20 protein-coding genes and 1 pseudogene are annotated in these 23,353 nt (G+C 61.4%); 8 read left to right on the top strand and 13 right to left on the bottom strand.

Features of this window, described 5'->3' with window-relative positions:
- Positions 1-118: 118 nt before the first annotated feature.
- Positions 119-1,012: a PA4780 family RIO1-like protein kinase gene (locus PSJE_RS22815; RefSeq protein WP_090452950.1), complete on the bottom strand. Its 894-nt coding sequence runs from the start codon at positions 1,010-1,012 to the stop codon at positions 119-121.
- A 103-nt stretch (positions 1,013-1,115) separates the two neighbouring features.
- On the opposite strand from PSJE_RS22815, the pseudogene PSJE_RS32290 reads away from it, so the two are divergent.
- Together PSJE_RS32290 and PSJE_RS32285 are read left to right on the top strand one after the other, a co-directional pair.
- A pseudogene (locus PSJE_RS32290) lies at positions 1,116-2,546 on the top strand (cache domain-containing protein); the annotation flags it as partial.
- A 90-nt stretch (positions 2,547-2,636) separates the two neighbouring features.
- Entirely contained in the window at positions 2,637-3,404 is a 768-nt protein-coding gene (locus tag PSJE_RS32285; protein ID WP_371319548.1) for a methyl-accepting chemotaxis protein, read from the top strand.
- Between the two features lie 523 nt (positions 3,405-3,927).
- Here PSJE_RS32285 and PSJE_RS22800 read toward each other — a convergent pair.
- On the bottom strand, positions 3,928-5,205 hold the full coding sequence (locus PSJE_RS22800) for an acetyl-CoA C-acetyltransferase (RefSeq protein WP_090452946.1): 1,278 nt from the start codon (positions 5,203-5,205) through the stop codon (positions 3,928-3,930).
- Between the two features lie 222 nt (positions 5,206-5,427).
- On the opposite strand from PSJE_RS22800, the gene PSJE_RS22795 reads away from it, so the two are divergent.
- Together PSJE_RS22795 and PSJE_RS22790 are read left to right on the top strand one after the other, a co-directional pair.
- Positions 5,428-6,780 carry a 3-oxoacyl-ACP reductase gene (locus PSJE_RS22795; protein WP_090452944.1) on the top strand — a complete coding sequence of 451 codons (1,353 nt, stop codon included), beginning with the start codon at positions 5,428-5,430 and terminating at the stop codon, positions 6,778-6,780.
- A 2-nt stretch (positions 6,781-6,782) separates the two neighbouring features.
- Complete coding sequence (locus PSJE_RS22790; protein ID WP_090452942.1) at positions 6,783-7,637, top strand: MaoC family dehydratase; 855 nt, start codon at positions 6,783-6,785, stop codon at positions 7,635-7,637.
- A gap of 59 nt (positions 7,638-7,696) precedes the next feature.
- Here PSJE_RS22790 and PSJE_RS22785 read toward each other — a convergent pair whose 3' ends face one another.
- Entirely contained in the window at positions 7,697-8,053 is a 357-nt protein-coding gene (locus tag PSJE_RS22785) for a DUF6124 family protein (protein ID WP_090452940.1), read from the bottom strand.
- Positions 8,054-8,971: 918 nt separating this feature from the next.
- Between PSJE_RS22785 and PSJE_RS31955 the strand changes: the two genes are divergently transcribed.
- Complete coding sequence (locus PSJE_RS31955; RefSeq protein ID WP_256355997.1) at positions 8,972-9,100, top strand: hypothetical protein; 129 nt, start codon at positions 8,972-8,974, stop codon at positions 9,098-9,100.
- Positions 9,097-11,865: an ATP-binding protein gene (locus PSJE_RS22780; RefSeq protein WP_090452937.1), complete on the top strand. Its 2,769-nt coding sequence runs from the start codon at positions 9,097-9,099 to the stop codon at positions 11,863-11,865. The genes PSJE_RS31955 and PSJE_RS22780 overlap by 4 nt, the downstream gene beginning before the upstream one ends.
- 108 nt (positions 11,866-11,973) lie before the next feature.
- On the opposite strand, the gene PSJE_RS22775 is transcribed toward PSJE_RS22780, so the two are convergent.
- Genes PSJE_RS22775 through PSJE_RS22760 form a run of 4 tightly spaced genes read right to left on the bottom strand, consistent with a single transcriptional unit; the run spans position 11,974 to position 14,265 of the window.
- Complete coding sequence (locus PSJE_RS22775) at positions 11,974-12,537, bottom strand: DUF4136 domain-containing protein (protein WP_090452935.1); 564 nt, start codon at positions 12,535-12,537, stop codon at positions 11,974-11,976.
- A 55-nt stretch (positions 12,538-12,592) separates the two neighbouring features.
- Positions 12,593-13,201, bottom strand: a complete 609-nt coding sequence (locus tag PSJE_RS22770) for a DUF4136 domain-containing protein (protein WP_090452933.1) — start codon at positions 13,199-13,201, stop codon at positions 12,593-12,595.
- A 12-nt stretch (positions 13,202-13,213) separates the two neighbouring features.
- Positions 13,214-13,963 (bottom strand): methyltransferase domain-containing protein, encoded by a 750-nt coding sequence (locus tag PSJE_RS22765; RefSeq protein WP_008053922.1) that lies wholly within the window; start codon positions 13,961-13,963, stop codon positions 13,214-13,216.
- Positions 13,963-14,265 carry a MazG-like family protein gene (locus PSJE_RS22760; RefSeq protein WP_090452931.1) on the bottom strand — a complete coding sequence of 101 codons (303 nt, stop codon included), beginning with the start codon at positions 14,263-14,265 and terminating at the stop codon, positions 13,963-13,965. Before PSJE_RS22760 ends, PSJE_RS22765 begins: the two co-directional genes overlap by 1 nt.
- Before the next feature lie 155 nt (positions 14,266-14,420).
- On the opposite strand from PSJE_RS22760, the gene PSJE_RS22755 reads away from it, so the two are divergent.
- Complete coding sequence (locus PSJE_RS22755; RefSeq protein ID WP_057712150.1) at positions 14,421-14,714, top strand: hypothetical protein; 294 nt, start codon at positions 14,421-14,423, stop codon at positions 14,712-14,714.
- A 187-nt stretch (positions 14,715-14,901) separates the two neighbouring features.
- Complete coding sequence (locus PSJE_RS22750) at positions 14,902-16,251, top strand: MATE family efflux transporter (protein WP_090452929.1); 1,350 nt, start codon at positions 14,902-14,904, stop codon at positions 16,249-16,251.
- 31 nt (positions 16,252-16,282) lie between these two features.
- Here the strand turns inward: PSJE_RS22750 and PSJE_RS22745 are convergent, their stop codons facing one another.
- From PSJE_RS22745 to PSJE_RS22720, 6 genes are all read right to left on the bottom strand, one after another.
- Positions 16,283-17,083, bottom strand: coding sequence for a DUF4123 domain-containing protein (locus PSJE_RS22745; RefSeq protein ID WP_057712152.1), 801 nt, complete (start codon positions 17,081-17,083; stop codon positions 16,283-16,285).
- Complete coding sequence (locus PSJE_RS22740; protein ID WP_090452927.1) at positions 17,080-18,399, bottom strand: type VI secretion system Vgr family protein; 1,320 nt, start codon at positions 18,397-18,399, stop codon at positions 17,080-17,082. Before PSJE_RS22740 ends, PSJE_RS22745 begins: the two co-directional genes overlap by 4 nt.
- 232 nt (positions 18,400-18,631) lie before the next feature.
- The gene (gene speA, locus PSJE_RS22735) at positions 18,632-20,545 is read right to left on the bottom strand and encodes an arginine decarboxylase (RefSeq protein WP_057712154.1); all 1,914 of its coding nucleotides are present in this window, start codon (positions 20,543-20,545) and stop codon (positions 18,632-18,634) included.
- A gap of 219 nt (positions 20,546-20,764) precedes the next feature.
- Positions 20,765-21,136 carry a translation initiation factor Sui1 gene (locus tag PSJE_RS22730; RefSeq protein ID WP_057712155.1) on the bottom strand — a complete coding sequence of 124 codons (372 nt, stop codon included), beginning with the start codon at positions 21,134-21,136 and terminating at the stop codon, positions 20,765-20,767.
- Between the two features lie 296 nt (positions 21,137-21,432).
- A complete protein-coding gene (locus tag PSJE_RS22725) occupies positions 21,433-21,990 on the bottom strand; it encodes an NUDIX hydrolase (protein ID WP_057712156.1) in 558 nt (185 codons plus the stop codon).
- A 3-nt stretch (positions 21,991-21,993) separates the two neighbouring features.
- Positions 21,994-23,061 (bottom strand): DUF2333 family protein, encoded by a 1,068-nt coding sequence (locus PSJE_RS22720; RefSeq protein ID WP_090452925.1) that lies wholly within the window; start codon positions 23,059-23,061, stop codon positions 21,994-21,996.
- Positions 23,062-23,353: the final 292 nt, after the last annotated feature.

The raw sequence follows: 23,353 nt of genomic DNA, 5'->3' as shown, positions 1-23,353 counted from the left end.
GGTGTATCTGACACATCAATGTTGGATGTGCCGACGTCATCGCGAGCAGGCTCGCTCCTACAGGGGATTTGGGTGGCGCACAAAAAACCCGGCCGAAGCCGGGTTTTTCTTTAACCGATCACTGCATCCACGGTGGAGGCGGTTCTTCGGTCTTGCCCGGCGGCGCATCGTCCGCCGCGCGTACGGCTTGCCTGCGCTCCTCATCCAGGCGCGCGGCCTCGATCTCGCGCATGATTCCGCCCACGTCGGCCAGCTCTTCCGTGTCGGCGAACTCGCCGGTCAGGACACTGGCCGGGTGCAAGGTGCCAGCCTCGTACAAGGCCCACATTTCCTTGGCGTATTTGGTCTTCTTCAACTCCGGCGCAAACCGCCCGAAATAGGACGCCATGTTGCCCACGTCCCGCTCCAGCATGCTGAACGCGTGGTTGTTGCCAGCCGCATCCACCGCTTGCGGCAGGTCGATAATCACCGGGCCGGTCGGCGTCAGCAGCACGTTGAACTCCGACAGGTCGCCGTGCACCAGACCGGTACACAACATCAGCACGATCTGCGAAATCAGGAACGCGTGATACTCGCGCGCCTGGTCCGGTTCCAGCACCACATCGTTCAGGCGCGGCGCGGCATCGCCGTATTCGTCGGCCACCAGCTCCATGAGCAGCACGCCTTCGAGGAAGTCGAACGGCTTTGGCACCCGCACTCCGGCACTGGCCAGACGGAACAGCGCCGCCACTTCAGCGTTCTGCCAGGCGTCCTCGGTTTCCTTGCGGCCAAACTTGGAGCCCTTGGCCATCGCACGGGCCTGACGGCTGTTGCGCACCTTGCGGCCTTCCTGGTACTCGGCCGCCTGACGGAAACTGCGTTTATTCGCCTCCTTGTAAACCTTCGCGCAACGCAACTCGTTGCCGCAGCGCACCACATAAACAGCTGCTTCTTTACCACTCATGAGTGGGCGCAGCACCTCGTCGACCAGACCGTCCTCGATCAGGGGTTCAATGCGTTTTGGAGTCTTCATCAGCTTTTATTGTGGGTCCTTTATTACCAAACACGCGAAAGTCATTCGTTATACGGCAATCCACTCACGGGGGGGAGGGGTTGCCGACTTATGAACATTGCAGATGCACACAATGTACCGTTCTCATCAGGTAAAACCGACGACCGCCATGGTCGTTCCAGATCATAGCCGAGCCTGCCTCACTTGTTGTGCAGGGGCATTGAGGGCAATTGCGACAGAAGCTGACACCACAGTTCATACCTTCCGTAGGATTTTTCCCAACAGACCTCAATTTCCTCCGATAACAGCCGAAGTCCTAAGTGACAAAGTGATTTGTCCGACAATCGCTCCCCCAATAATAGCGATGCCGCACTCAAGGACCCGGGTTGACCAAGAACGTTTACGGCTGCCAATAAACCGCGAGTCATCTGCACTGCGTGGGCCTACAAGAAAATCTGGAGCGCGGATGAACATCAAACAGAAGTTGACCTGGGCGTTTGCAATCATCGCCTGCCTGCCCGTGGTGCTGGTCGCCACCCTCGTTGTGCTGAACCTGCGCAGTGATGCCAGGGACGAATTCGTCGACGGCAGTGCCCGCGAGATTCGTCAGGTCAGCAACGCCATGCAATTGTTCTTTGACGGCATCAGCCAGAACGTCGATTACCTGGCCAAGCAGCCGCTGATCCGAAACTCCGACGACAGCCTCAAGACCTACATGGCCGCCAACGCCGAAAGCGTCCCTCAGGGGGAGGCTGACAAAAAAGTCTTCGCCCTGCTCCAGGATCTGGGCAACAGCCACCCTGCCTACGCCTATGCCATCCTCGGCACGGCGGCGGGCGGCTATGTGTCGTGGCCGGATGATCCTAAGCTGAATAACTACGACCCGCGCCAGCGCCCCTGGTACAAGGCCGCCCAGGCCAAACCGGGCAAGCCGTTTCGCACCGAGGCCTACTACTGGGCCCAGGATGACGCGACCTATGTCAGCACCGTGCGCACCATCGACAACAAGCTGGGCACCAACGGCGGCGTAGTCAGCATCGACGTGACGCTCAAGCAGCTCACCGAAATCGTCAAACAGATCAAGCTCGGTGAAACCGGCTACCTGATGCTGCTGGAAAACACCGGCATGGTCCTGGTGGACCCGAAACAACCGGAACACAACTTCAAACCGCTGAGCACCCTTGGCGACGGCTACGCACAATTGGCCAAGGCCGGCAAGGGCCTGGTGGAAGTGGAGCTGAACGGCGAGCACTACATGGCCAACGTCTGGCCGTCCGAGCAACTGGGCTGGACCTTCATCGGCCTGATCAAACAGGACGACGTGATGAGCTCCGCGACCCAGTTGACCTGGTTGATCGCCATCATCGCCGCCGTCCTGGCCGTCATTTTCGCCATCGTCGGCGCCAGTTTTGCCAGCCTCATCGTGCGCCCGATCCGCAGCGTGGCCAGCGGCCTGGAAGGCATCGCCCAGGGTGAAGGCGACCTGACCCAGAACCTGCAAATCCGCGGCAACGATGAAACCGCGCAACTGGCCAACTGGTTCAACCAGTTCCTGACGGCGATTCGCAACCTGATCCAGAACATCGGCGGCGCGGCGGGCAAAATCCTCGCCACGTCCAAGAGTTCGACTCAGGTCTCCAGCGACATGGCCGAAGCCGCCGGACGCCAGCGTGAAGCGGTGGACATGGTCTCTACGGCGTTCCACGAAATGGTCGCCACCGCCAACGAAGTCGCGCGCTCTTGCAGCCAGGCGGCGGAGTCTGCCGACAGTGGCCAGCGCCAGGCGCGCGAAGGTCAGCAGCAGATCGATGCGGCGGTGAACAGCGTGGATCGCCTGAGCCAGGAAATCGAACAGTCGGCCCAGTCGATGCAACAGCTCGAACGCGACAGCAACGACATCCAGTCGATCCTGGGGACCATCCGCTCGATCGCTGAACAGACCAACCTGCTGGCGCTGAACGCCGCGATCGAAGCGGCCCGGGCCGGTGAACAGGGACGCGGCTTTGCCGTGGTGGCTGACGAAGTGCGGGCCCTGGCCAAGCGCACGGCCGACTCCACGGCGGAAATCGACGGGCTGCTGGGCAACCTGGCCAAACGCACCAGCCAGGTGACCCAACAGATGCACGCCAGCCTGGAAGTGTCCCAGCAATCGGTGACGCGCATCGGCGAGGCCCGCAACAGCTTCGGGCAGATCCGCGAATCGGTGGACGTGATCCGCGACATGAACACCCAGATCGCCACGGCGGCGGAACAACAGCATCAGGTGGCTGAAGACATCAACCGGCACATCAGCCAGATCCATGGCGATGCGCAGTTGGTGGCGGAACTGGCCAACTCGGCCCGCCTGGACTCCCAGAGCCTGGCCGGGTTGTCCAATGAACTGGACGGGTTGGTGCGCAGGTTCCGTACTTGATCAACCGGCACACCCCATTACCCTGCGGGAGCGAGCTTGCTCGCGAAAGCGGTATGGCAGTCAACATTGATGTTGAAGCTGATGGCCCCATCGCGAGCAAGCTCGCTCCCACAAGGTTTCAGTGTCGCTCACATAATCTGAGCCAGGCACAAAACCTGTGGAAGCGGGCTTGCTCGCGAAAGCGGTATGGCAGTCAACATTGATGTTGAAGCTGATGGCCCCATCGCGAGCAAGCTCGCTCCCACAAGGTTTCAGTGTCGCTCACATAATCTGAGCCAGGCACAAAACCTGTGGAAGCGGGCTTGCTCGCGAAAGCGGTATGGCAGTCAACATTGATGTTGAAGCTGATGGCCCCATCGCGAGCAAGCTCGCTCCCACAAGGTTTCAGTGTCGCTCACATAATCTGAGCCAGGCACAAAACCTGTGGGAGCGAGCTTGCTCGCGATGGCGGTAGATCAGTCAACATGGATGTTGAAGCTGATGACCTCTTCGCGAGCAAGCTCGCTCCTACAGTTACGACTGTTCAACGTTCGATAATGGCGGTCACGCCCTGCCCGCCCGCCGCGCAAATCGAAATCAGCCCCCGCCCCTTGCCCGCCGCATCCAGCAACTTCGCCAGGTTGGCGACGATGCGCCCGCCCGTGGCGGCAAACGGATGCCCCGCCGCCAGTGAGCTGCCCTTGACGTTGAGCTTGCTGCGGTCGATCGAGCCCAGCGCCGTATCGAGCCCGAGACGGGTTTTGCAGTACTCCGGATCTTCCCAGGCCTTCAAGGTGCACAGCACTTGCGCGGCGAAGGCTTCGTGGATTTCGTAGTAGTCGAAGTCCTGCAAGGTCAGGCCATTGCGCGCGAGCAAGCGCGGTACGGCGTAGACCGGCGCCATCAACAACCCTTCGGCACCGTTGACGAAATCCACCGCCGCCGCCTCACCGTCACGCCAGTAGGCCAGAATCGGTAACCCGCGTGCCTTGGCCCATTCCTCGCTGCCCAGCAGCACCAGTGACGCGCCATCGGTCAGTGGCGTGGAGTTGCCGGCGGTCAGGGTGCCCTTGGCGCTTTTCTCATAGGCCGGCTTGAGCGCGGCGAGCTTTTCCAGCGTGGAGTCCGGGCGCAGGTTGTTGTCGCGGGTCAGGCCCAGGAACGGTGTCATCAGGTCGTTGTGCCAGCCCTCGGCGTAGGACGCCGCCAGTTTCTGATGGCTCTCAAGCGCCAATTGATCCTGTGCCTGGCGAGGGATGTTCCAGGTCTGGGCCATCAGCTCGCAATGCTGGCCCATGGACAACCCGGTACGCGGCTCGCCGTTGCGCGGGAATTCGGGGATCAGGTGTTTGGGACGCAATTGCAGGAAGGTTTTCAGTTTGTCGCCGGTGGTTTTCGCGCGGTTGGCTTGCAGGAGGATTTTGCGCAGGCCTTCGCTGACACTGATCGGCGCATCCGAGGTGGTGTCCACGCCACCGGCGATGCCGCAGTCGATCTGGCCCAGGGCAATCTTGTTCGCCACCAGCAGTGCCGCTTCCAGCCCGGTGCCGCACGCCTGCTGGATGTCATAGGCCACAGTGGCGGGCGACAGTCGCGAACCCAGTACGCACTCGCGCGTGAGGTTCATGTCTCGTGACAACTTGAGCACCGCCCCAGCGACCACTTCACCAATGCGCTGGCCGTGCAGGTTGTAACGTTCGATCAGGCCTTCGAGGGCGGCGGTGAGCATCACCTGGTTACTGGCCGTGGCATAGGGGCCGTTGGAGCGGGCGAAGGGAATCCGGTTACCGCCGATGATCGCGACGCGGTGCAGTTGGGTCATGAAGAGCTCCTGACAAAAGACCTGATGTAAACACTAACCCCTGTGGGAGCGAGCCTGCTCGCGATGGCGGCCTGTCAGCTACATTGATGTCGACTGACTTATCGCCATCGCGAGCAGGCTCGCTCCTACACTGTAACCAAGCGTAGGCCTTATCTCGTGGATCGAACGACTGATCGCCATTCATGGTCCACACTTTGATCCCCAGCTTTCGGAGCGTGTTCCATGTCTGACCGCTATATCGACTTCGCCAATTCGTCCATCGGCCATCGCCTGGTCGGCGCCCTGGGGTTGCCGACACCGACCAGACTGGAGCGCTGGCAAGCGGGCCGGTTGCGACCTGTAGAAGGCGCCCTGCTGATTGGAGGCGGGCCGTTGGCCGAACACGTCAGCGCTTTCGCCAACCGTCTGACCGACGCAATCTACAGCTACGGCGCCGAGCCTTCGATGGCCACGGCCTGGATTCCCGGCCATGGACCGAAACTCAAGGCCGTGGTGTTCGACGCCAGTGACCTGCTGCACACCGATCAGCTCAAGCAACTTCGCGAGTTTTTCCAGCCGCTGATGAAAAACCTCGACCACTGTGCGCACCTGGTGATTCTCGGGCGCGATCCGCAAACCTTGCGCGACCCGTTCGCCGCCAGTGCCCAGCGTGCCCTGGAAGGTTTCAGCCGTTCACTGGCCAAGGAATTACGCAGCGGTGGCACCCTGCAATTGATCTACGTCGGTGAAGGTGCCGAGGGGCAACTGGAAGGCCCACTGCGGTTTTTCCTCTCACCGAAAAGCGCCTTCGTGTCCGGGCAGGTCATTCGCTTGGATCCGTGTTTGACGCCCGTCACCGACTGGACACGCCCGCTCGCCGGGCGCAAGGCACTGGTCACCGGTGCGGCGCGCGGTATCGGTGCCGCCATTGCAGAAACCCTGGCCCGCGATGGTGCCGACGTCATCCTGCTCGACGTGCCGCCGGCCAAAACCGATCTCGAAGCCCTCGCCTCGCGCCTCGGCGGGCGCACCATCACCCTCGACATCTGCGCCGAAGACGCCGCCGCGCAGTTGATTGAACAACTGCCCGACGGGCTCGACATCGTGGTGCACAACGCCGGCATCACCCGGGATAAAACCCTGGCCAACATGACCCCGGAATACTGGGACGCGGTGCTGGCGGTCAACCTCAATGCGCCGCAAGTGCTGACCAAAGCCCTGCTCGACAGCGGCGCCCTGCACGACAACGGCCGGGTGATCCTGCTGGCGTCCATCAGCGGCATCGCCGGCAATCGCGGGCAAACCAATTACGCGGCGAGCAAGGCCGGGTTGATCGGATTGGCGCAAGCCTGGGCGCCGCTACTCCACGAGCGCAGCATCAGCATCAACGCCGTGGCACCGGGCTTCATCGAAACGCAGATGACCGCGCACATTCCCTTCGGCCTGCGCGAAGCCGGACGCCGCATGAGTTCGCTTGGCCAGGGCGGCCTGCCGCAGGACGTCGCCGAGGCCGTGGCCTGGCTCGCGCAACCGGGCACCGGCGCGTTCACCGGGCAAGCGTTGCGCGTATGCGGGCAAAGCGTTCTGGGGGCTTAAGGATGATCACCGACTGGCACACACTCAACCGCGAACCCGGCCTGCCGGGATTGTACGCACGAGCGGCGACACGGCGAAAAATCACGGGCACCACCCTACCCGATTCGGGTTTGCGTTGCTGGGTCGAAGTCGATCCCAAGCGCCTGGCGGCTTATCGCAAGGTCTGTGGTTTCGCCGACAACGGCCTGCTGCCACCGACCTACCCGCACATCCTCGGGTTTGCCTTGCAGATGCAACTGCTCACGACCAGGGACTTCCCGTTCCCGCTACTGGGCCTGATTCACCTGAGCAATCGCGTTCGTGTACTGCGTCCCATGGGTGGAGTGAATCGGGTGCGCGTCAGCGTGCATGTGCAGAACCTGCAACCCCACGCCAAAGGCGCGACGTTCGATCTGCTGACCACCCTCGACGATCAGTTGGGGCCGTTGTGGGAAGCAGAAAGCCGGATGCTCTGTCGCGGCGTCAAACTCGAGGGTGAACCGCTCGAAGAGAGCCTGGTATCTAGCCTGGCCCTGAGCGAAGTCGAGCACTGGAAAGCGCCTTCGGACATCGGCCGGCAATACGCCAAGGTGTCCGGCGACTACAACCCGATCCACCTGAGCGCGGCCAGCGCCCGACTCTTCGGCTTCCCGACCGCCATCGCCCATGGCCTGTGGAACAAGGCACGCACGTTGGCTGCGCTGGCCGGGCATCTGCCTGTAGCGAATGTCGAGATCGCGGTGCAGTTCAAGAAACCGGTACGGTTGCCCAGTGAGGTGACGTTAATGGCCAGTGGGCCAGGGCCGAGCGGGGATTTTCAGTTGGTGGGTGTCGGGGAGCTGGAGCATATGGTCGGGCATTGGCGGCCGGTTGCCTGATAAAGCTGATACCTCGACGTGGCGAGGGTGCTGGCTCCCTCGCCACAAAAGCTCCGTGGTTAGTTTTGTGGATCGAGATTATCCAACGCCCGGTTCACCGCCAGCTCACCCAGCATGATCACCTGCGCAATCCCCAGCAGGGTGTTGCGCTGCGAGCCCTCCAGAAAACCTGCGAAATCACTCGCCATCACACTCGCCGACGCCAGCGACTCACAGGCGTGGGCCAGCAGGGTCTCGGTATCGATGTCCGGGGCGATGACGAACATGGTGCTGGGTTTGTGAACGGCAGGTGGCTTGGGCGGATTGAGGTAGTGATCGAGGGCGCGGTCGGCGGCTTCGTGGAATTTATTTGAGTGAGGGGATTGGTAGGGAGAAACGTCGTCGGATTCGGGGGGATTTGGGGTGGGTTTGAACATGGTGAAGCTCCATTCTTGGATTTGGAGTTCGCCATCACTGCGACCAAGCAGAAGGGTGGCGAACCGTACGCAGGTTGGTCGACCAGGGAATGGAAACCCGGCAGGGCCTAAGCCCTCCCACGCACAGCTCGCCATTAAGCAAGCACAAAAATGCCGCTCACGCGGCACTGTGCGCCATTCTAAACCCGGGCGACCAAACCCGATCACTGATTTTGCAGCGACCGACAAAGGCTAGAGATCGCGCTTCCGACGGACAACCTGAAAAACATGTCGGAGGTTTCCTCGGAACTTGAGGAAAACTACACAGGAATGTGTTGGCTGAAAGGACGTCATCGCGAGCAGGCTTCTACAGTTGGGCTGGGTACATCTGAAAGAAATAGATCGGCTGGCAGGCCGTCTTCGCGGGCAAGCCCGCTCCCACAGGGTCGAGGTACATCCGCCAAATTCAGTTCGGCTGTCAGGCCGCCTTCGCGAGCAAGCCCGCTCCCACAATAAGTCGGCGTACACCCGCTGCTTCTCACCACTCATCAGGCCGAGCGTTAGCTCGCCTGCAGCTTTTGATCTTGATCCACCCGCCCCCTCGGAAGGCTGAGTGGAGGTGTTCATCCGGGGACAGGCGCGCAGCGCCGTTCGACGCAGTCGAACTCATTGCATGCAGGTCGAAGCGAAGCCGACCGGAGGGCAATGCCCCCGGATGAATACCGCAGCGAAGGAACCCCGAGCCTAAGCGAGGGGCCGTACGTAAGGGGCGAGACCTTTTGGTTACTTTTGGGGCGTTTGCCAAAAGGGACTCGCCGTAAGGGCGAAACCGCCAGCCGCCGTTACCGCAGCAATGGATATGTACACAACCCAAACCTCCATTTTGGCGGAATGATTCTATGCTGACATTACTCAGTGATGGTCAAGGTAGACGCACTCATGAAAGCCAGCCTCCCCCACAAACAAAAAAGTGCCGCCGCGAATGAGTTCGCCCTGGGATTGCTGACCGCCGCCATTCATCCGAATCTGCCGGCGACCCTCACGACCAGTGCGAGCCTGCAATTTTGAGTGCCGGGGACAAACTCTTCGGGCGCCTGCTCCATCGCCATCCGCCGCCCCCGCCGGAGCCGCAAGAGGCACCGCGGGTGCACAGTTTCGGATTGCAGATGCAGCTCAATGCCGAGGGGCGTGTCGTTCAACTGAGCGGTCCGCTGCGGCACTTGCTGGCCCAGCACCCCCCCAGCGAGCAGGCACCGCATCTGTTCGACTTCCTGTTGCCCCACAGCAGCCTCATCATCGAAGGCTCGCCGGCGGACTGGCAGGGGCAAACCCTGGACCTGGACTTCTACAGCCTCAACGGCCCCCCGCTGCATTTGCGCGGCTGGGTGCAGCCCTTGGCCGATACCTGGTTGTTGCAGATGCTGGACATCGGCGACCTGCTGCTTGAGCGCCTGCAATCGCGCAACCGCGAACAATGCCAGGTGCTGGCGCAGCAAATCGCCGAACAGTTGCGCCTGTGCAGCCTGACGCGCCTGCCCGAGGTGCTGACCGAGCAACTGCAAAGCCTGGCCCAGCGTTTTCAGATCCCCTGCATTGCCCTCGCCTTGCTCGATGAGCAGGAACATGGTTGGCAGATTCAACAGCACTACGCGGCCCCGGATGCACCGCAACTGTGGCAAAACGGTCAACGCCTGGGCACGGGGCTGGACAGTTTGAGCGGCTCGGCTCCGCAGCACCTGATCCCGCGCGAACACCCGCGCCTGCAAGGTACGTTCGGCAATACCGATGGCTTCGTCGTGCCCTATCATGATGCGCAAGGGGTGGTCGCCTGGTTGCTGTGCGGTTTCTTCACGGCGCAAAAACGCGCCCCCGATGTCACGGAACGCGACTGGCTACAAATCACCGCCGCGCTCGCCAGTCCCTTGCTCGGGCGCCTGCGCGAGCACCGTCATCACCTGCAACTGGAACGCCTGGAATCGCTGCAAGCCTTGCTGGGAACAGGCTGGTGGGAAGTTTTCAGCGACAGCGACGAGGTTCAGTTGGCACCTTCGCTGGCCACTACCCTGAACCTTGGAATGTCGCGTTTATCCATGCAGGACTGGCTCGATCAGGTGTATCCCGCCGACCGCGAAGAGCTGCGCATCTGCCTGCAAGACTTGCAGGAGACTGGCACTCCCCTGCTGCTGTGCGTGCGCCTGTATCGCCCCTACGGTGCGCCCGCACCCGCCTGGTATCGCCTGCAAGGCCAGGCTCTGGGCGCGGGAAAAAACCGTCGTCTGGTGGGGTTCATGCTCGACATCAGCGACATCAAGAACCAGGAGCAGAGCGCCATCGCCGCCCATGCACGCCTGGACAATCTGATCGCCAGCTCTCCGGCGGTGATTTACGTACAGCGCTATGTCGACGGTACGTTGCACCCGGTGTTTTTCAGCGACAGCCTGTTGCCACTGCTCGGCTGGACCCTCGCCGACTGCGCACCCGGGGCGCTGGGGGAGCGGGTGCATCCCGACGACCGACTGCAGTATTTCGAGCGCACGCGGCTGTTGCTGCGTGAAGGCTCGGTGCGTGCCCGCTATCGGTTGCGTGACAGTCACGGCGACTATCACTGGCTGCTGGATGAAGCGAAGTTGTTGCGCAACGACCTCGGCCTGCCGGTGGAAGCCGTGGGCTTGTGGCTGGACATCACCGAAGCGACCCTGGCCACCGAACAGGTCAGGCAGAGTGAAGAACGCTACCGGATGTTGGTGGAAGACTCGCCGGCGATGATCTGCCGCTACCAGCCGGACTTGACCCTGACCTTCGGCAACCGCCCGCTGGCCACCTGTCTGGAGTTGACACCCGAGCAATTGCCGGGGGTGAATCTGGGCGACTGGATGTCCGGGGAACAGCGCACTGCATTCATCCAGCGGCTGAACCGACTGAGCCCCGAGTTTCCGGTCAGCACCGCCGAGATCAACCTGCAACTGCCCGGCTGCGAACACGCCTGGTGGGTCTGGTCCGATCGTGGGGTGTTCGATGAACAGGGCCGGTTGCTCGAGGTCCAGGCCGTGGGGCGCGACAACACCGAGGTGCGGCGCGCGCAGCAGCAGCTCACACAAAGCGCGAAAATGGCCACCCTCGGAGAAATGGCCACCGGCCTGGCCCATGAGATCAACCAGCCGCTGAACGTGATGCGCATGGCTATCGTCAACGTACTCAAGCGCCTGAACAACGGCGACGTACAGGTCGATTACCTGATCGACAAGCTCACGCGCATCGACACGCAAGTGCAGCGTGCCGCGCGGGTGGTGGACCACATGCGGGTGTTCGGCCGCCGCTCGGAAACCGAGCAGCAACCGTTCAACCCGGTCCAGGCCATCGAAGGCACGCTGTCACTGTTGTCCGAGGACCTGCGCGACAAAGGCGTCGACCTGCGCATCAGCGAAACCGGTTTTGAAGTGCAGGTGCGCGGCTATGTCGATCAGCTTGAACAGGTACTGATCAACCTGATGGTCAACGCCCGGGACGCGCTGCTCGGCAAGCGCGAAACCCTGCCCGGGTTCAAGCCGTGGATTTCGCTGTACACCGAACGGGATACACACTCGGTACGCCTGTGGGTCGAGGACAACGGCGGCGGTATCGACCCGCGTTTGCTGGAGCGGATTTTCGAGCCGTTCTTCACCACCAAACCGGTGGGCTTCGGCACCGGTCTGGGGCTCTCGGTGAGCTATGACATTGTCGAGAACATGGGCGGCAAGCTGAGCGTCAGGAACTCCACCGAGGGTGCGCGTTTCTGCATAGAACTGCCGATTGTGCTGCCGGATCAGATCACCAGGGATGGGCGTCCCGAGTGACAACTGAGGTTGGCACCCACCTCGACTTTGTTCAGGTCGATCCCCAGGCTCGCCAGTGCCAGGCATAAAAACCCCTGTAGGGCACAGGGGTTGAGAGACTGGCTGACTCTAGGATGCGTGCGGCGGGTAGTTGGCCAATATCCGCGTGACCGTTTCCCAGATGGCATCGCGACGATCCGTCGGGTTCGGCGTGCGGCTGAGTATCTGTTCGTCACTGCCACGCCACACCAGTTTGCCGTCCTTGCCATCGAGCAGGTCGATCTGGATGGTCGCCACTTTGTAGCTGACGTTGCGGGTTTCGTTATACATGGGGGCGCCGTAGTAGCCATACCACGGGTTACCCCAGCCGCCACCGTAATTGGTGGTCACCTGTTGTTGCCGCTCTTCGACAATCAGGTAGGTCTGCACATTCAAATCGCCCTTGGCGCCTGCGGCGGCCGGGCGCAGACCGCGCTGATCCAGTTGATCGGCAACCGCCTGACGGATGCGCTGCTCGGTCAGGTCGCTCTTGATCCGTGGATCGTCGGGACGGTATTGCAGGGCGGGTTCTTTCCAGGTCCAGCTGCGATAGGCACCAAAATCGCGGCTGGCGTCGAAGTCATGATTGACCTGGTTGGCGGCGCAGGCACTGAGCAGCGCGGCCACTGCCAGTAAAACAAAACGGCGGAACATGATGAGTCTCCGGTTGAAGGCATGATCCTGCGGAATGCTTCTTATCTACAAGAAGCTAACTAGGAGGATACGCCGACATTGCCTTTTTCACAGCCTCCCGTATGGCATCGGCCCGCTCGCTTTCGCTGCCCCGGTTGCCGGTTTCAGCGCTGGAGCTCCACACCGGCTGGCCGCTCCTGGCGTCAAACATATCCACCTGAACCACCACGACTTGCTCCTGATAGGTACGAACGACAGGTACGGTGGCGTACCCGCCATACCCAGGGCCGTAGCCGTTGTAGCCACCATAACCGCCGCCGTAATAGTCGTCCTGTACCTGGCGCAAACGGGTTTCCAGGCGCAGGTCGGCGCTGACAAACAGGTCGGCCGGGCGATTGTCGTGCAACGGGCGCAAGCCGCGTTGATCCAGCGCATTGCTGACCGCTTCGGCGATCTGTGCCGAGTCGGCCCAGGCGGTGCCCGGTGGCAGATGCCCGTCGAGCCAGGCCCAACTGCGGTAGTGCCCATAGTCACGGGGGGCTGCCGGGTAAGCGCTGCGGTCAAAGGTGTTGGCGGCCTGGGGCGGCGCCGGTGGCAATGGGTTGGACGTGGCGACATAGGGGTTGCTGCCCTGACAGGCAGCCAGCCCCAGGCAGAACACCAGTACACCTGAATGACTTTTCATTGCGTGCTCCGATCAGACTGGCCGACAGATCCAGTGCAAGTAACGTCCAAGCCCGGCAAAGCTCGGATGACGACGGTGGGCCAGTTCCATTTCCAGCAGGTCCGCCAGCTCGGCGCGGGCCTGGAATTCCACCGGCATGTAATCGTGGAAAACCCGCACGCCACTCATGGTTTCGACCTGCCACAGACCTTCAAGTTGCGCCGCCAGCTCACGCGGATCAAGGGGCTGTTGCGGGGTCAGGCTCTGCTTTTCGCCGGCCATGTCGTTCTTGCGCATCTTGCGGAAATGCCCCTTGAGCAAGTTGCGATATATCAGCGCGTCACGGTTGTAGAACGCCAGGGACAGCCAGCCGTCAGCCTTGGTCAGCTGATGCAGCACCGGCAGGATGGCGTGAGGTTCGGCCAGCCATTCCAGCACGGCGTGGCACAACACCAGGTCGTAGGGTTCGGTGAGTTGCCCGAGCAGCTCCTGCCAGGGTGCCTGAATGAACGTGGCGCTCTGCCCTGCTTCGGCAAAACGCTGGCGGGCGCCTTCGAGCATCGGCTCGGCAGGCTCGGCGAGGGTCACCTGATGGCCGCGCTGTGCCAGCCACAACGACATGTGGCCAAGCCCGGCGCCGATGTCCAGCACGCGCAGCGGCCGGTCGGGCAAGATTTCGGCCAGATCGGCCTGCAACACCGCCAGACGGATCGCGCCTTTGGCACCGCCGTAGATTTTTTCGGCGAAACGGGTCGCCAGTTGATCGAAATGACGGTCGCTCATCAGCTGAACCTCCGTTCGCTGTCCGCCAGTTTGCTGCGCACCACGGCGTCCATGTCCAGGCCCAGTTCGCCGCACAGCAGCAATAGATAAAGCACGATGTCACCGACTTCCTGCCCGGCGTGGGCGAGTTTGTCCGCCGGCAACTGGCGTGACTGGTCTTCGGTCAGCCACTGGAAAATTTCCACCAGTTCGGACATTTCCACACTCGCGGCCATGGCCAGGTTTTTCGGGCTGTGAAATTGCCGCCAGTCATTGCGGTCACGGATGGCGTGCAGGCGTTCGGTCAGTTCAACAAGGTTCATCGGGCTCTCCTGAAGACGTATAGCTTCGGGGGGATCACAGGTGAAGGCAAGGGCAGAAGATGCATGTTCTCTGTGCAACCCTCTATGCTTGTGGGAACTCGGCAGCCTGATCGACAGCCCAAGACTCAATTCTCTTTAAACAGGACGTTCACTTCATGCAGGTAGAAGGTTTTTCCGAATGGCTCGGCCAGGTACTCGGCTCGATCATCCGCTTCATCGTTGATGGCCTCAGTGGTCTGTTCAATCTGTTGAGCAACGCCAGCAGCAATTTCATCGAAGGCCTGTCCCAGGCGCTGGGCATGGATACCTCGGTCATCAGCATCGTGACCTTGATCCTCGGCCTGATCCTGCTGTGGTCAGCGATCCGCGCCTTTCTCAATGCGTCGTTCATCATGGGTTTCATCTGGTTGGTGCTGGGGCTGTGGTTGCTCAGCTGGATCATCCATTGACCCCACCGAACACCTGTGGAAGTGAGCTTGCTCGCGATGGCGGCGGCACATCAAAAATTGATTCAACTGAAAGAGCGCTATCGCGAGCAAGCTCGCTCCCACATTGGATCTCTGGTGTTTTATGAATTGAGCTCACTTAGCTAATCCGTTTTCACCGCTACAATGCCCGCTCCTCCAAGGAGCCTGCATGTCCAACCTGACCGCCGACTGGCGCGACCGCCCTACCCATCGCCGGGTCTGGGCACTCGCCGCGCCGATGATTCTCTCGAACATTTCCGTACCGCTGGTGGCATTGGTCGACAGCACCGTCATCGGTCACCTGCCCCACGCCCATCAACTCGGCGCCGTCGTGGTTGGGGCCAGTCTGTACACCTTCCTTGCCTGGGCCATGGGCTTTCTGCGTATGGGCTCCACCGGGTTCGCCGCCCAGGCAGCGGGGCGTGGGGATGGTGCCGCCTTGCGGCAGATTCTGTTGCAGGGCCTGCTGCTCGCCATCGGCCTGGCCGTGGTCCTGGGTGCGGTGGGCGTGCCTTTGAGCGGGGTCGCGTTGCATTTCATGCAACCGTCGGCTGAGCTCGATCAGCTGACCCGCGAGTTCTTCCATACCCGCCTGTTCGGCCTGCCGGCGGCGCTCGCCAGTTATGCACTGGTCGGCTGGTTCCTCGGCACCCAGAATGCCCGGGCACCCCTGGCGATTTTGCTGAGTACCAACCTGGTCAACATTGCCCTGAACCTGTGGTTCGTCCTCGGCCTGGAATGGGGTGTGGTCGGTGCTGCCCGGGCCTCGGTGATTGCCGAATGGACCGGCGCACTGATCGGCTTGCTGATGACCCGCAAAGCCCTGCGCGCCTACCCCGGGCATATCGTCTGGGCGGCATTGGCGCTGTGGCAGAGTTGGCGGCCATTATTGGCGGTCAACCGCGATATCTTCATCCGCAGCCTGGCACTGCAATCGGTGTTCTTCCTGATCACGGTGCAAGGCGCACGGCTGGGCGACGCCACGGTCGCGGCCAACGCTCTTTTGCTCAATGGCCTGCTGCTGACCGCCCACGCCCTCGATGGCCTGGCCCACGCTGTCGAAGCCCTGTGCGGACATGCTCTTGGCGCCCGTAACCGCGATGCCCTGCGCCGTTCATTGGTAGTGGCCGGTGGCTGGTCGTTGCTCGCAAGCCTGGGCTTTGCCGCGCTGTTTCTGTTCGCCGGGCATCTGTTCATCGAGATGCAGACCGACATTCAAAGTGTGCGCGACACCGCGTTCATCTACCTGCCCTACCTCGCCGTACTGCCGCTGATTGCCGTCTGGAGTTACCTGCTCGACGGCCTGTTCATCGGCGCCACCCGCGCCCGGGAGATGCGCAACGGCATGCTGTTGACCGTGGCGCTGGTGCTGCCTTTCGGCTGGGCACTGCAAGGCGGGGGCAACCATGGCCTGTGGATAACCTTTCTGTTGTTCATGCTGCTGCGCAGCCTGACCCTCGGCATGATCGCCTGGCGCCTGCGCCGTAACGATGGCTGGTTCGCCGGCGGTATTCACTGATCGGGCGTGGCCCCGACAATCAATTTCGACCTCATGGCCAGGGTGGATCGTTCTGCCACAGGTTTCGCAGGTGATCGAGGCGTTCCTGTTGAGTTCCGCCCGGCAACGGCTGCACGGGCGCCGCGTCGGGATACTGCAGGCGTAGCCATATCCAGCCATCGAGCACCGGGCGCTCGCTGAACCCCAGCGCGATCCCCTCCTGCACATGAGCCCACAGGCGGGGAAAATCGACACCGGTGGATCGGTTCCAGCGCCAGGCATGCTGCTCGAGCAGGCAGGTTTGCAATTTTCCCTGCTGCCCAACGCTGAGGCTTTCCTCGACTGCCAACGGGCTGACCGACAACCCCGGGCTGGACAAGCGCTGCCAGCCCTCACACCCCATCGCGCGGTCGGCCCAACTACCGCCGAACCAGCGTAACTGGTGGATAGGTCCTAGCCAGCGACTCAGTTCAACCGCATCGCAGGCATCGAAAAAATAACTCGCCGTGGTTGGGTTGTAGTAACTCAGAAGGGCCCGGTGCAGGCCAAGCGTGACCGTGAGCATGCGCCGCAAATGCGCCAGCAACGACGAAGCGCCCGCCTCGCTGACCACCAGCAATCCGGGCCAGCGTTTTCCGTCGACGATGCATAAATCGGCCAGTGCCGGGCAGGTGCGCAGATCGACCAGGACCGGCCCCTGTTCATGTAGCGCATGCCACTCTGTGCCTTCGAACAACCCGAACCATCGGGCCTGGGCAAACATTTGCCGAAGTGTGACACCCGCCTGCGGCGTGCCCGGCACATCCAGCAACAACCACTGCGGGGGTGCCTCGGGCGTACGTGTGGCAATCATGCTCCAGAGCTCTGGCCAAGCTGCGTCGCCAGACGACAGGTGCACAAAGCCTGTGCGCAATGGTTGAAGCTGCCGCCACCGGGTAGCAGGCACAACATCAGCAATGGCTCCCCCGAGCGCAACCATTGCTCCAGGCCCTCATCATGGGTGCAGCCGGGCTGGGGGGTGTCGGCGTCCGTCACCTCGACCGTTGCCGGCGCATGCAGCACCCCGGTTATCTGCGGTTGATCGGGATCGCCCTCGACAAAACCCACGACCACCTCAGTCCCTTCCCGTATCGGCGTGAACGTCGAACCCTGCAACTGCCTGGCCAGGGGCAGCCAGCAATGACTGGGTGTCGCCCCTTCGCCCTGATAAAGCCAGTCGAATTGCACCGGTACCGGCCTTTGCGGGTCAGGGCTTGGCTCATCGACCTCGACGACCCACGCCCGTTGCGGGCCATGCATCCTTGGTTCGATCGTCGCACAGGGCGGTTTGATGGGTGCCGGCCAGTGCAGGGCACGGGCCTGGTTGTGGTAAGGCGTCGTCGTATCCTGGCTGCCCCAATGCTCAACGCAGGTCAGCAGCCAGAGCCGATTGCAATCGGCAACCGGATGACCGGACAGCGGCATCAGTCGACCGCTGCGCAAGGTCGCCAGGTCCGTCCGGCATTCGGCGCACTGCACAGCTGTCCCACCGCTACGCCGACGTTCGAACTGCCGCACCGCCGGTAGATCGCCCTCGCTGCGCAATACCACAGGTTCGCCGCTTGGAAAATGCTGGCGGTCATCACCAAACACCACACAGTGCCCCCGGGCCCGGTGTTCGAAGTGGTAGTGAAGCCCCTCCTGGGCGCACAGTCGCTGGAGAAATTGCAGGTCTGACTCTCGATATTGTGTGCAAAAATCCCGGGGCGGGTATTGGCCACTTAGCTCCAGACGTCGATCCTTGCCGGTAATGCCGTGCTCCTTGAGGACCTGGTCGAGGATTTGCGGCACTGAACGGGCACTGAAGATTCGCTGGCTGAAGCGCTGGGCCAGGCAAGCCAGTTTTGGCCCCAGACGCACCTGGCAGAGTCGGGGTCCGCTGGCGTGGTCACGCTGGACGAGCTCATGCAATTGTCCATGCACGTAGCTTCCGGCTGGTCCGAAATGCAACGAGGCAGGGCGATACAGCAAACTGGCAAGGTCAAGCACCGGGTCTTCGATCAGCAGTTCCAGGTCGAACACGAACGGCTCGCTGATGGCTTCTCTGCCGGTAAAGACCAGGACCTCTAAGGAATCGGGCAGACCTGCTACATCCAGACGAAATGACGGTTCGCTGACTGGATTGAACATCGGCGTTTCTCTACAGGAGGGGCGGCCGGGGATTCTCGCTGAGAGACATGGCCGAGTAGAGTGCCGAAATACAAATTAGGAAATAACCTACGCGAAAAGAAGACCAAATGCGTTGGGTCGTCGAAGATGCTGGAAATTTCGCCTGGAACAGAAGAATTGCCGCACCAGGTCATCTGAAATTTCCGCAGCGAACGGTAAATTTTCAGACGACCTGATGAGCGTGACGCTTACCTCAGGAAGACAGGTAAGACGAACGGGTCAGCCCCAGACGCAAGGCATCGAGGAACTGCGTGCGCTCGGTTGCGCTGATGCGGGCACTGGCGCACTTGTCGCGGTAGTGGGTCATCAGTTCTTCCGGCGACAAGTGCACGTAACGCAGCATGTCTTCGATGGTGTCGTGGGTTTCGATACCGGCGTGGTACACGCTGCCATCGGCGTTCTGGTAGATGTTCACCGAATCCGTGTCACCGAACAGGTTGTGCATGTCGCCAAGAATTTCCTGGTAGGCACCGACCAGGAACACACCCAGCAAGTAGTCCTCACCTTCTTTCAACGCGTGCACCGGCAAGCTGGTCTCGATGCTCTGCTCGTCGACGTACTGGTTGATCTTGCCGTCGGAGTCACAGGTCAGGTCTTGCAGTACCGCACGACGCAGCGGCTCTTCGTCGAGACGGTGCAGCGGGATGATCGGCAGGACCTGGTCGATGGCCCAGGTGTCCGGCAGGCTCTGGAACACCGAGAAGTTGCAGATGTACTTGTCGGCCAGCTTGTCGTTGAGTTCGTCCAGCACCTGACGGTGGGAACGCTGGCGTGCCTTCAACGAGTTGTGCAGGCGACGGCACACGGCGAAGTAGCACTGCTCGGCCAGGGCTTTCTCGGCCAGGGTCAGCTTGCCATCGGCGTACTGGGAGGCAACATCACTCATGTAGTGCGTGGCGCGCCAGTAGGTTTCGGTGACCATTTCGATGTCGGTCGGACCCAGCAGGTCCACCAGCCACTGCACGGTTTCCGGCAGCGCTTCCTTGTTCTCGATCTGCGGCACGTCGTCGTTGTGTTTCTCGACGTCGGTCACCTGAATCACCAGCATCGCGTGGTGCGCGGTCAGGGAACGGCCGCTTTCGGAGAAGATGTTCGGGTGCGGCAGGCTCTGCGCATCGCAGAACTCCTTGAGCATCCCGACCACGACACCAGCGTAGTCGTCCATGTCGTAGTTGATCGAACTGGCATTACGCGAGTGCGTGCCGTCGTAGTCCACGCCCAGGCCACCGCCGACGTCGATGTGATCCACCGGAAGGCCGAGGTTGCGCAGTTCGCCGTAGTAACGGATCGCCTCCTTGAAACCGTGCTGGTAGTCCGCCAGGTTGGCGATCTGCGAGCCCATGTGGAAGTGCAGCAGGCGAATGCCCTGGTCCAGGCCCGCCGCGCGGAAACGCTCGACCACCGACAGCAGTTGCGCCGCCGACAGGCCGAACTTGGATTTTTCACCGCCGGTGTCCGCCCACTTGCTTGAGGCCAGGGACGACAGGCGCACGCGCAGGCCGACCTGAGGCTTGACCTTGAGCGAAGCCGCTTCTTCGATCACCAGGCCGACTTCGGATTCTTTCTCGATCACGATGAACACGTTGTGGCCGAGCTTCTGGCCCATCAGCGCCAGGCGAATGAACTCGCGGTCCTTGTAGCCGTTGCAGACGATGGTGCCGCCCTTCGGCGCCAGTGCCAGCACTGCCAGCAGTTCAGGCTTGGAGCCGGCCTCCAGGCCGATGGAAACGTTCTGGGTGGCGATGATGTTTTCGATCACCGCTTCCTGCTGGTTCACCTTGATCGGGTACAGCGCGGTGTACTTGCTCTGGTATTCCAGACGCTCGATGTTGGCGTCGAATGCGCCGGTCAGCTGACGCACGCGGTCTTGCAGGATGTCCGGGAAACGGACCAGCAATGGCAAGGACAGGCCGCTTTTGCGCAGCTGGTCGACTTGCTCGTACAGGTCGATAGGCGAGCTGCTCGGACCGTTCGGACGAACTTCGACGCGACCGGCGTCATTGATCGCGAAATACCCGGCCCCCCAATGGCGAATCCCGTAAACACTGCGGCTGTCCGCAACTGTCCATTGGCTGCCATCGTCTTTGCGTGTGCGTCGTACGGACATCGAAGTCCCCTATAAAGAAGTCATAGTGCGTCGCCTGGGTTCAGGCCGGCGCAGTCTAAAGAATGAAAATGACGGTTCGTCAACGAGGCAATAGACCCCGCCGACCGCAGTGAGTTTAGATACCGGTCATGAACAGGCTCTGTGAAAACCATGTAGACGATGCCGGACCTGAATGTCATCAGGACCGGATCAAGCCGAGGGTGGTTTTCACAGAGGCTGCTAGCCGCCGGACTTCTTCGCTTTGAAACCGAGCTTGATCAGTTCTGCCAAGAGTAGCTCGACATGATCGCCCTGGATTTCGATGACACCGTCTTTCAGCGCCCCACCGGTACCACAGCGTTTCTTCAACGTCGTGGCCAGGTCCTTGAGCGCGTCTTCAGCCAACGGCACGCCGGTGATGGTGGTCACCGTCTTGCCGCCACGGCCCTTGCTTTCGCGACGCACGCGAGCGATGCCGTCGCCGGCCGGGATAACGGTCTGTCTGCAGATGCAGGCGTCCACCGGTTTACTGCATTCCGGGCAATGACGACCTGCGTCGGTGGAAAATACCAGGCCGCCCAAGGCGGCGAAGGATGCGGCTTTTTTGGCCACCGGCAATCCTCTTCGGAGGACAAAGACTGGTCGCAGCACTTGGGAAGGCTATCGACCGCGAAGCCCCACTCAGGCAGGGGCAGCGCTACTGAAACGGTACGACATTCATTTCACTGTAGGAGCGAGCTCGCTCGCGATGGACGTCAACGATGACGCGGGACGTCAGACAGCCCGTGTCGTTCTTGCGTTTTTCGCGAGCAGGCTCGCTCCTACAGGAAGCAATACCGGTTCAGTTTAAAAAGGTCGCGCAGTGTAACGGCAAAAACGCCGATTGCTAAGAGCCAATCGGCGCCAATTTATAGCTGTTTTGCGACGTCGATCCGGCGTGAGCGCAAATAGCGCTTCAACGCGGCCAGAGAGTCCGGGCAATAAGGCTTTTGCTCGATTTCCAGCATGACCTGATCGATAGGGATAAAGCGCGCTTCGAGCACCTCTTCCGGTTGCAGGATCAACGGGCCGTCCCACACCGCCGAGAACGCCGAACACCACAGGCGATTGCCGGTGTCCTCAAAGTAAAAGTGGTCATGGGCGGTCAGTTCCACGCCACTCACGCCCAGTTCTTCCTCCAGTTCCCTTGCCGCCGACTCGGCATAAGTTTCACTGGCGAGCACCATGCCCCCCGCCGCCACGTCCCAGAAACCGGGATAGATTGCCTTGCTCAGGGTGCGGCGATGCACGCACAGCTCGCCAGCGGAGTTGAACAACATAATGTAGGTGCCGCGCCCGATCAGCCCGCGCTCGCGCAAATCGGAACGAACCAGGGCGCCGAGCAGGTTGTCCTGCTCGTCAACCCAGGCGATCTGTTCGGCATCGGAAGCCGCACGGTGCGCGGCCTCCCTGGCATTATCGACCATGACTCAGCCCTGATTGAGCAGTTGACGCAAATCGATCACCGCCGCGTTGGCCCGGGAAATGTAGTTGGCCATGACCAGCGAGTGGTTGGCCAGTACGCCGAAGCCACTGCCGTTCAGGATCATCGGGCTCCACACCGGCTCCTGCGACGCTTCCAGTTCACGAATGATCTGGCGCACGCTGACCGTGGCGTTCTTCTTGGCCAGCACATCGGCGAAGTCGACTTCAATGGCGCGTAGCAAATGCGAGAGAGCCCAGGCCTGGCCGCGAGCTTCGTAGAACACGTTGTCGATCTGCAGCCATGGGGTTTCGACGATTTCCTCATCGACTTGCGGCGCCACACCCGGCGTCACCACCTCGGTCTTCAGCGCAGTGTTGAGCTTGACCCGGCCCACACTGGCCGACAGTCGTTGCGACAGCGAACCCAGACGGGTGCCGACGTCACCCAGCCAGTTGTTCAGGTTGTCGGCGCGGGCATAGAACAACGCGCTCTTCTGGTTAGGATCGGACAGTCGCGCCTGATAGCGGCTCAGGGAATTGATGCCCTCCAGGTACTCGGACTCACTGGATGGCAGCACCCAGCTCTTGTTGTCGAAGTTGAAGCGCGGCTCGGCCTTGGCCAGGTCGGCGTCTTCGGCGGACTGCGATTGCGAACGGGCGAAGTCTTTACGCAGTGCCCTGCTCAGGTCGCGGACCTGCACCAGCACGCCATATTCCCAGCTCGGCATGTTGTCCATCCACAGGCCTGGCGGGAATCGGTCGTTGGAAATATAGCCGCCCTGCTTGGTCAGCAAGGTGCCGGCAACGGTCTTGAGGGTTTCCACCGTGGTGTAGCCGACGACCATCTGCTTGCCTTCTTTTTCGGCCGCCAGTTGAGCGGTTTGCTGGACCGGGAACAGCGCCGGCTCCTGGCTCCAGTACCAGCCCAGGACACTCGCCACCAACAGGTAGATGCCCAGCAGAGTGGCCAGCGCCCGGCTGAACAACAGACCACCCAGATAACTGCGGGTCTCCGACTTCGGTTCAGCGGCACGTTCAGGCGCACTGTCTGTGCGGTTCTTCCAGTCCAGCATGGCGATATCCTTTCAAGCTCTTGAGTTCAACGGTTCGACCACAACCATACAACAACGTGCCTTGGCCCGGCACCCGCCATCGCACCGATGCGGAAAATTACCGGGCTTGCGGATCAAAAGAACGTCTGCGCACCCGACGACGCGGCGACCCTCAAAATCCCCCCTAATGGTTTGGATTGCCACCCTAAGGGAATCCCCGACCCTCTAATACCCGAAAAAACGGGCCGATCAGCACTGGCAAAAAAATCATGAATGGCCGGCGTTCCGTCACTCGCCCATTTCCACCCCGCCC

This window comes from Pseudomonas jessenii, assembly GCF_002236115.1.
Lineage (GTDB): Bacteria > Pseudomonadota > Gammaproteobacteria > Pseudomonadales > Pseudomonadaceae > Aquipseudomonas > Aquipseudomonas jessenii.
This window is presented reverse-complemented; position numbering and strand designations above follow the sequence as displayed.

What these genes read in the sequence shown, in the direction of transcription:
- PSJE_RS22815 (WP_090452950.1), bottom strand. Translation starts at nt 1,012, where the DNA reads ATGAAGACTCCAAAACGCATTGAACCCCTGATCGAGGACGGTCTGGTC.
- PSJE_RS32285 (WP_371319548.1), top strand. Translation starts at nt 2,637, where the DNA reads ATGGCCGAAGCCGCCGGACGCCAGCGTGAAGCGGTGGACATGGTCTCT.
- PSJE_RS22800 (WP_090452946.1), bottom strand. Translation starts at nt 5,205, where the DNA reads ATGACCCAACTGCACCGCGTCGCGATCATCGGCGGTAACCGGATTCCC.
- PSJE_RS22795 (WP_090452944.1), top strand. Translation starts at nt 5,428, where the DNA reads ATGTCTGACCGCTATATCGACTTCGCCAATTCGTCCATCGGCCATCGC.
- PSJE_RS22790 (WP_090452942.1), top strand. Translation starts at nt 6,783, where the DNA reads ATGATCACCGACTGGCACACACTCAACCGCGAACCCGGCCTGCCGGGA.
- PSJE_RS22785 (WP_090452940.1), bottom strand. Translation starts at nt 8,053, where the DNA reads ATGTTCAAACCCACCCCAAATCCCCCCGAATCCGACGACGTTTCTCCC.
- PSJE_RS31955 (WP_256355997.1), top strand. Translation starts at nt 8,972, where the DNA reads ATGAAAGCCAGCCTCCCCCACAAACAAAAAAGTGCCGCCGCGAATGAG.
- PSJE_RS22775 (WP_090452935.1), bottom strand. Translation starts at nt 12,537, where the DNA reads ATGTTCCGCCGTTTTGTTTTACTGGCAGTGGCCGCGCTGCTCAGTGCC.
- PSJE_RS22770 (WP_090452933.1), bottom strand. Translation starts at nt 13,201, where the DNA reads ATGAAAAGTCATTCAGGTGTACTGGTGTTCTGCCTGGGGCTGGCTGCC.
- PSJE_RS22765 (WP_008053922.1), bottom strand. Translation starts at nt 13,963, where the DNA reads ATGAGCGACCGTCATTTCGATCAACTGGCGACCCGTTTCGCCGAAAAA.
- PSJE_RS22760 (WP_090452931.1), bottom strand. Translation starts at nt 14,265, where the DNA reads ATGAACCTTGTTGAACTGACCGAACGCCTGCACGCCATCCGTGACCGC.
- PSJE_RS22755 (WP_057712150.1), top strand. Translation starts at nt 14,421, where the DNA reads ATGCAGGTAGAAGGTTTTTCCGAATGGCTCGGCCAGGTACTCGGCTCG.
- PSJE_RS22750 (WP_090452929.1), top strand. Translation starts at nt 14,902, where the DNA reads ATGTCCAACCTGACCGCCGACTGGCGCGACCGCCCTACCCATCGCCGG.
- PSJE_RS22745 (WP_057712152.1), bottom strand. Translation starts at nt 17,083, where the DNA reads ATGATTGCCACACGTACGCCCGAGGCACCCCCGCAGTGGTTGTTGCTG.
- PSJE_RS22740 (WP_090452927.1), bottom strand. Translation starts at nt 18,399, where the DNA reads ATGTTCAATCCAGTCAGCGAACCGTCATTTCGTCTGGATGTAGCAGGT.
- speA (WP_057712154.1), bottom strand. Translation starts at nt 20,545, where the DNA reads ATGTCCGTACGACGCACACGCAAAGACGATGGCAGCCAATGGACAGTT.
- PSJE_RS22725 (WP_057712156.1), bottom strand. Translation starts at nt 21,990, where the DNA reads ATGGTCGATAATGCCAGGGAGGCCGCGCACCGTGCGGCTTCCGATGCC.
- PSJE_RS22720 (WP_090452925.1), bottom strand. Translation starts at nt 23,061, where the DNA reads ATGCTGGACTGGAAGAACCGCACAGACAGTGCGCCTGAACGTGCCGCT.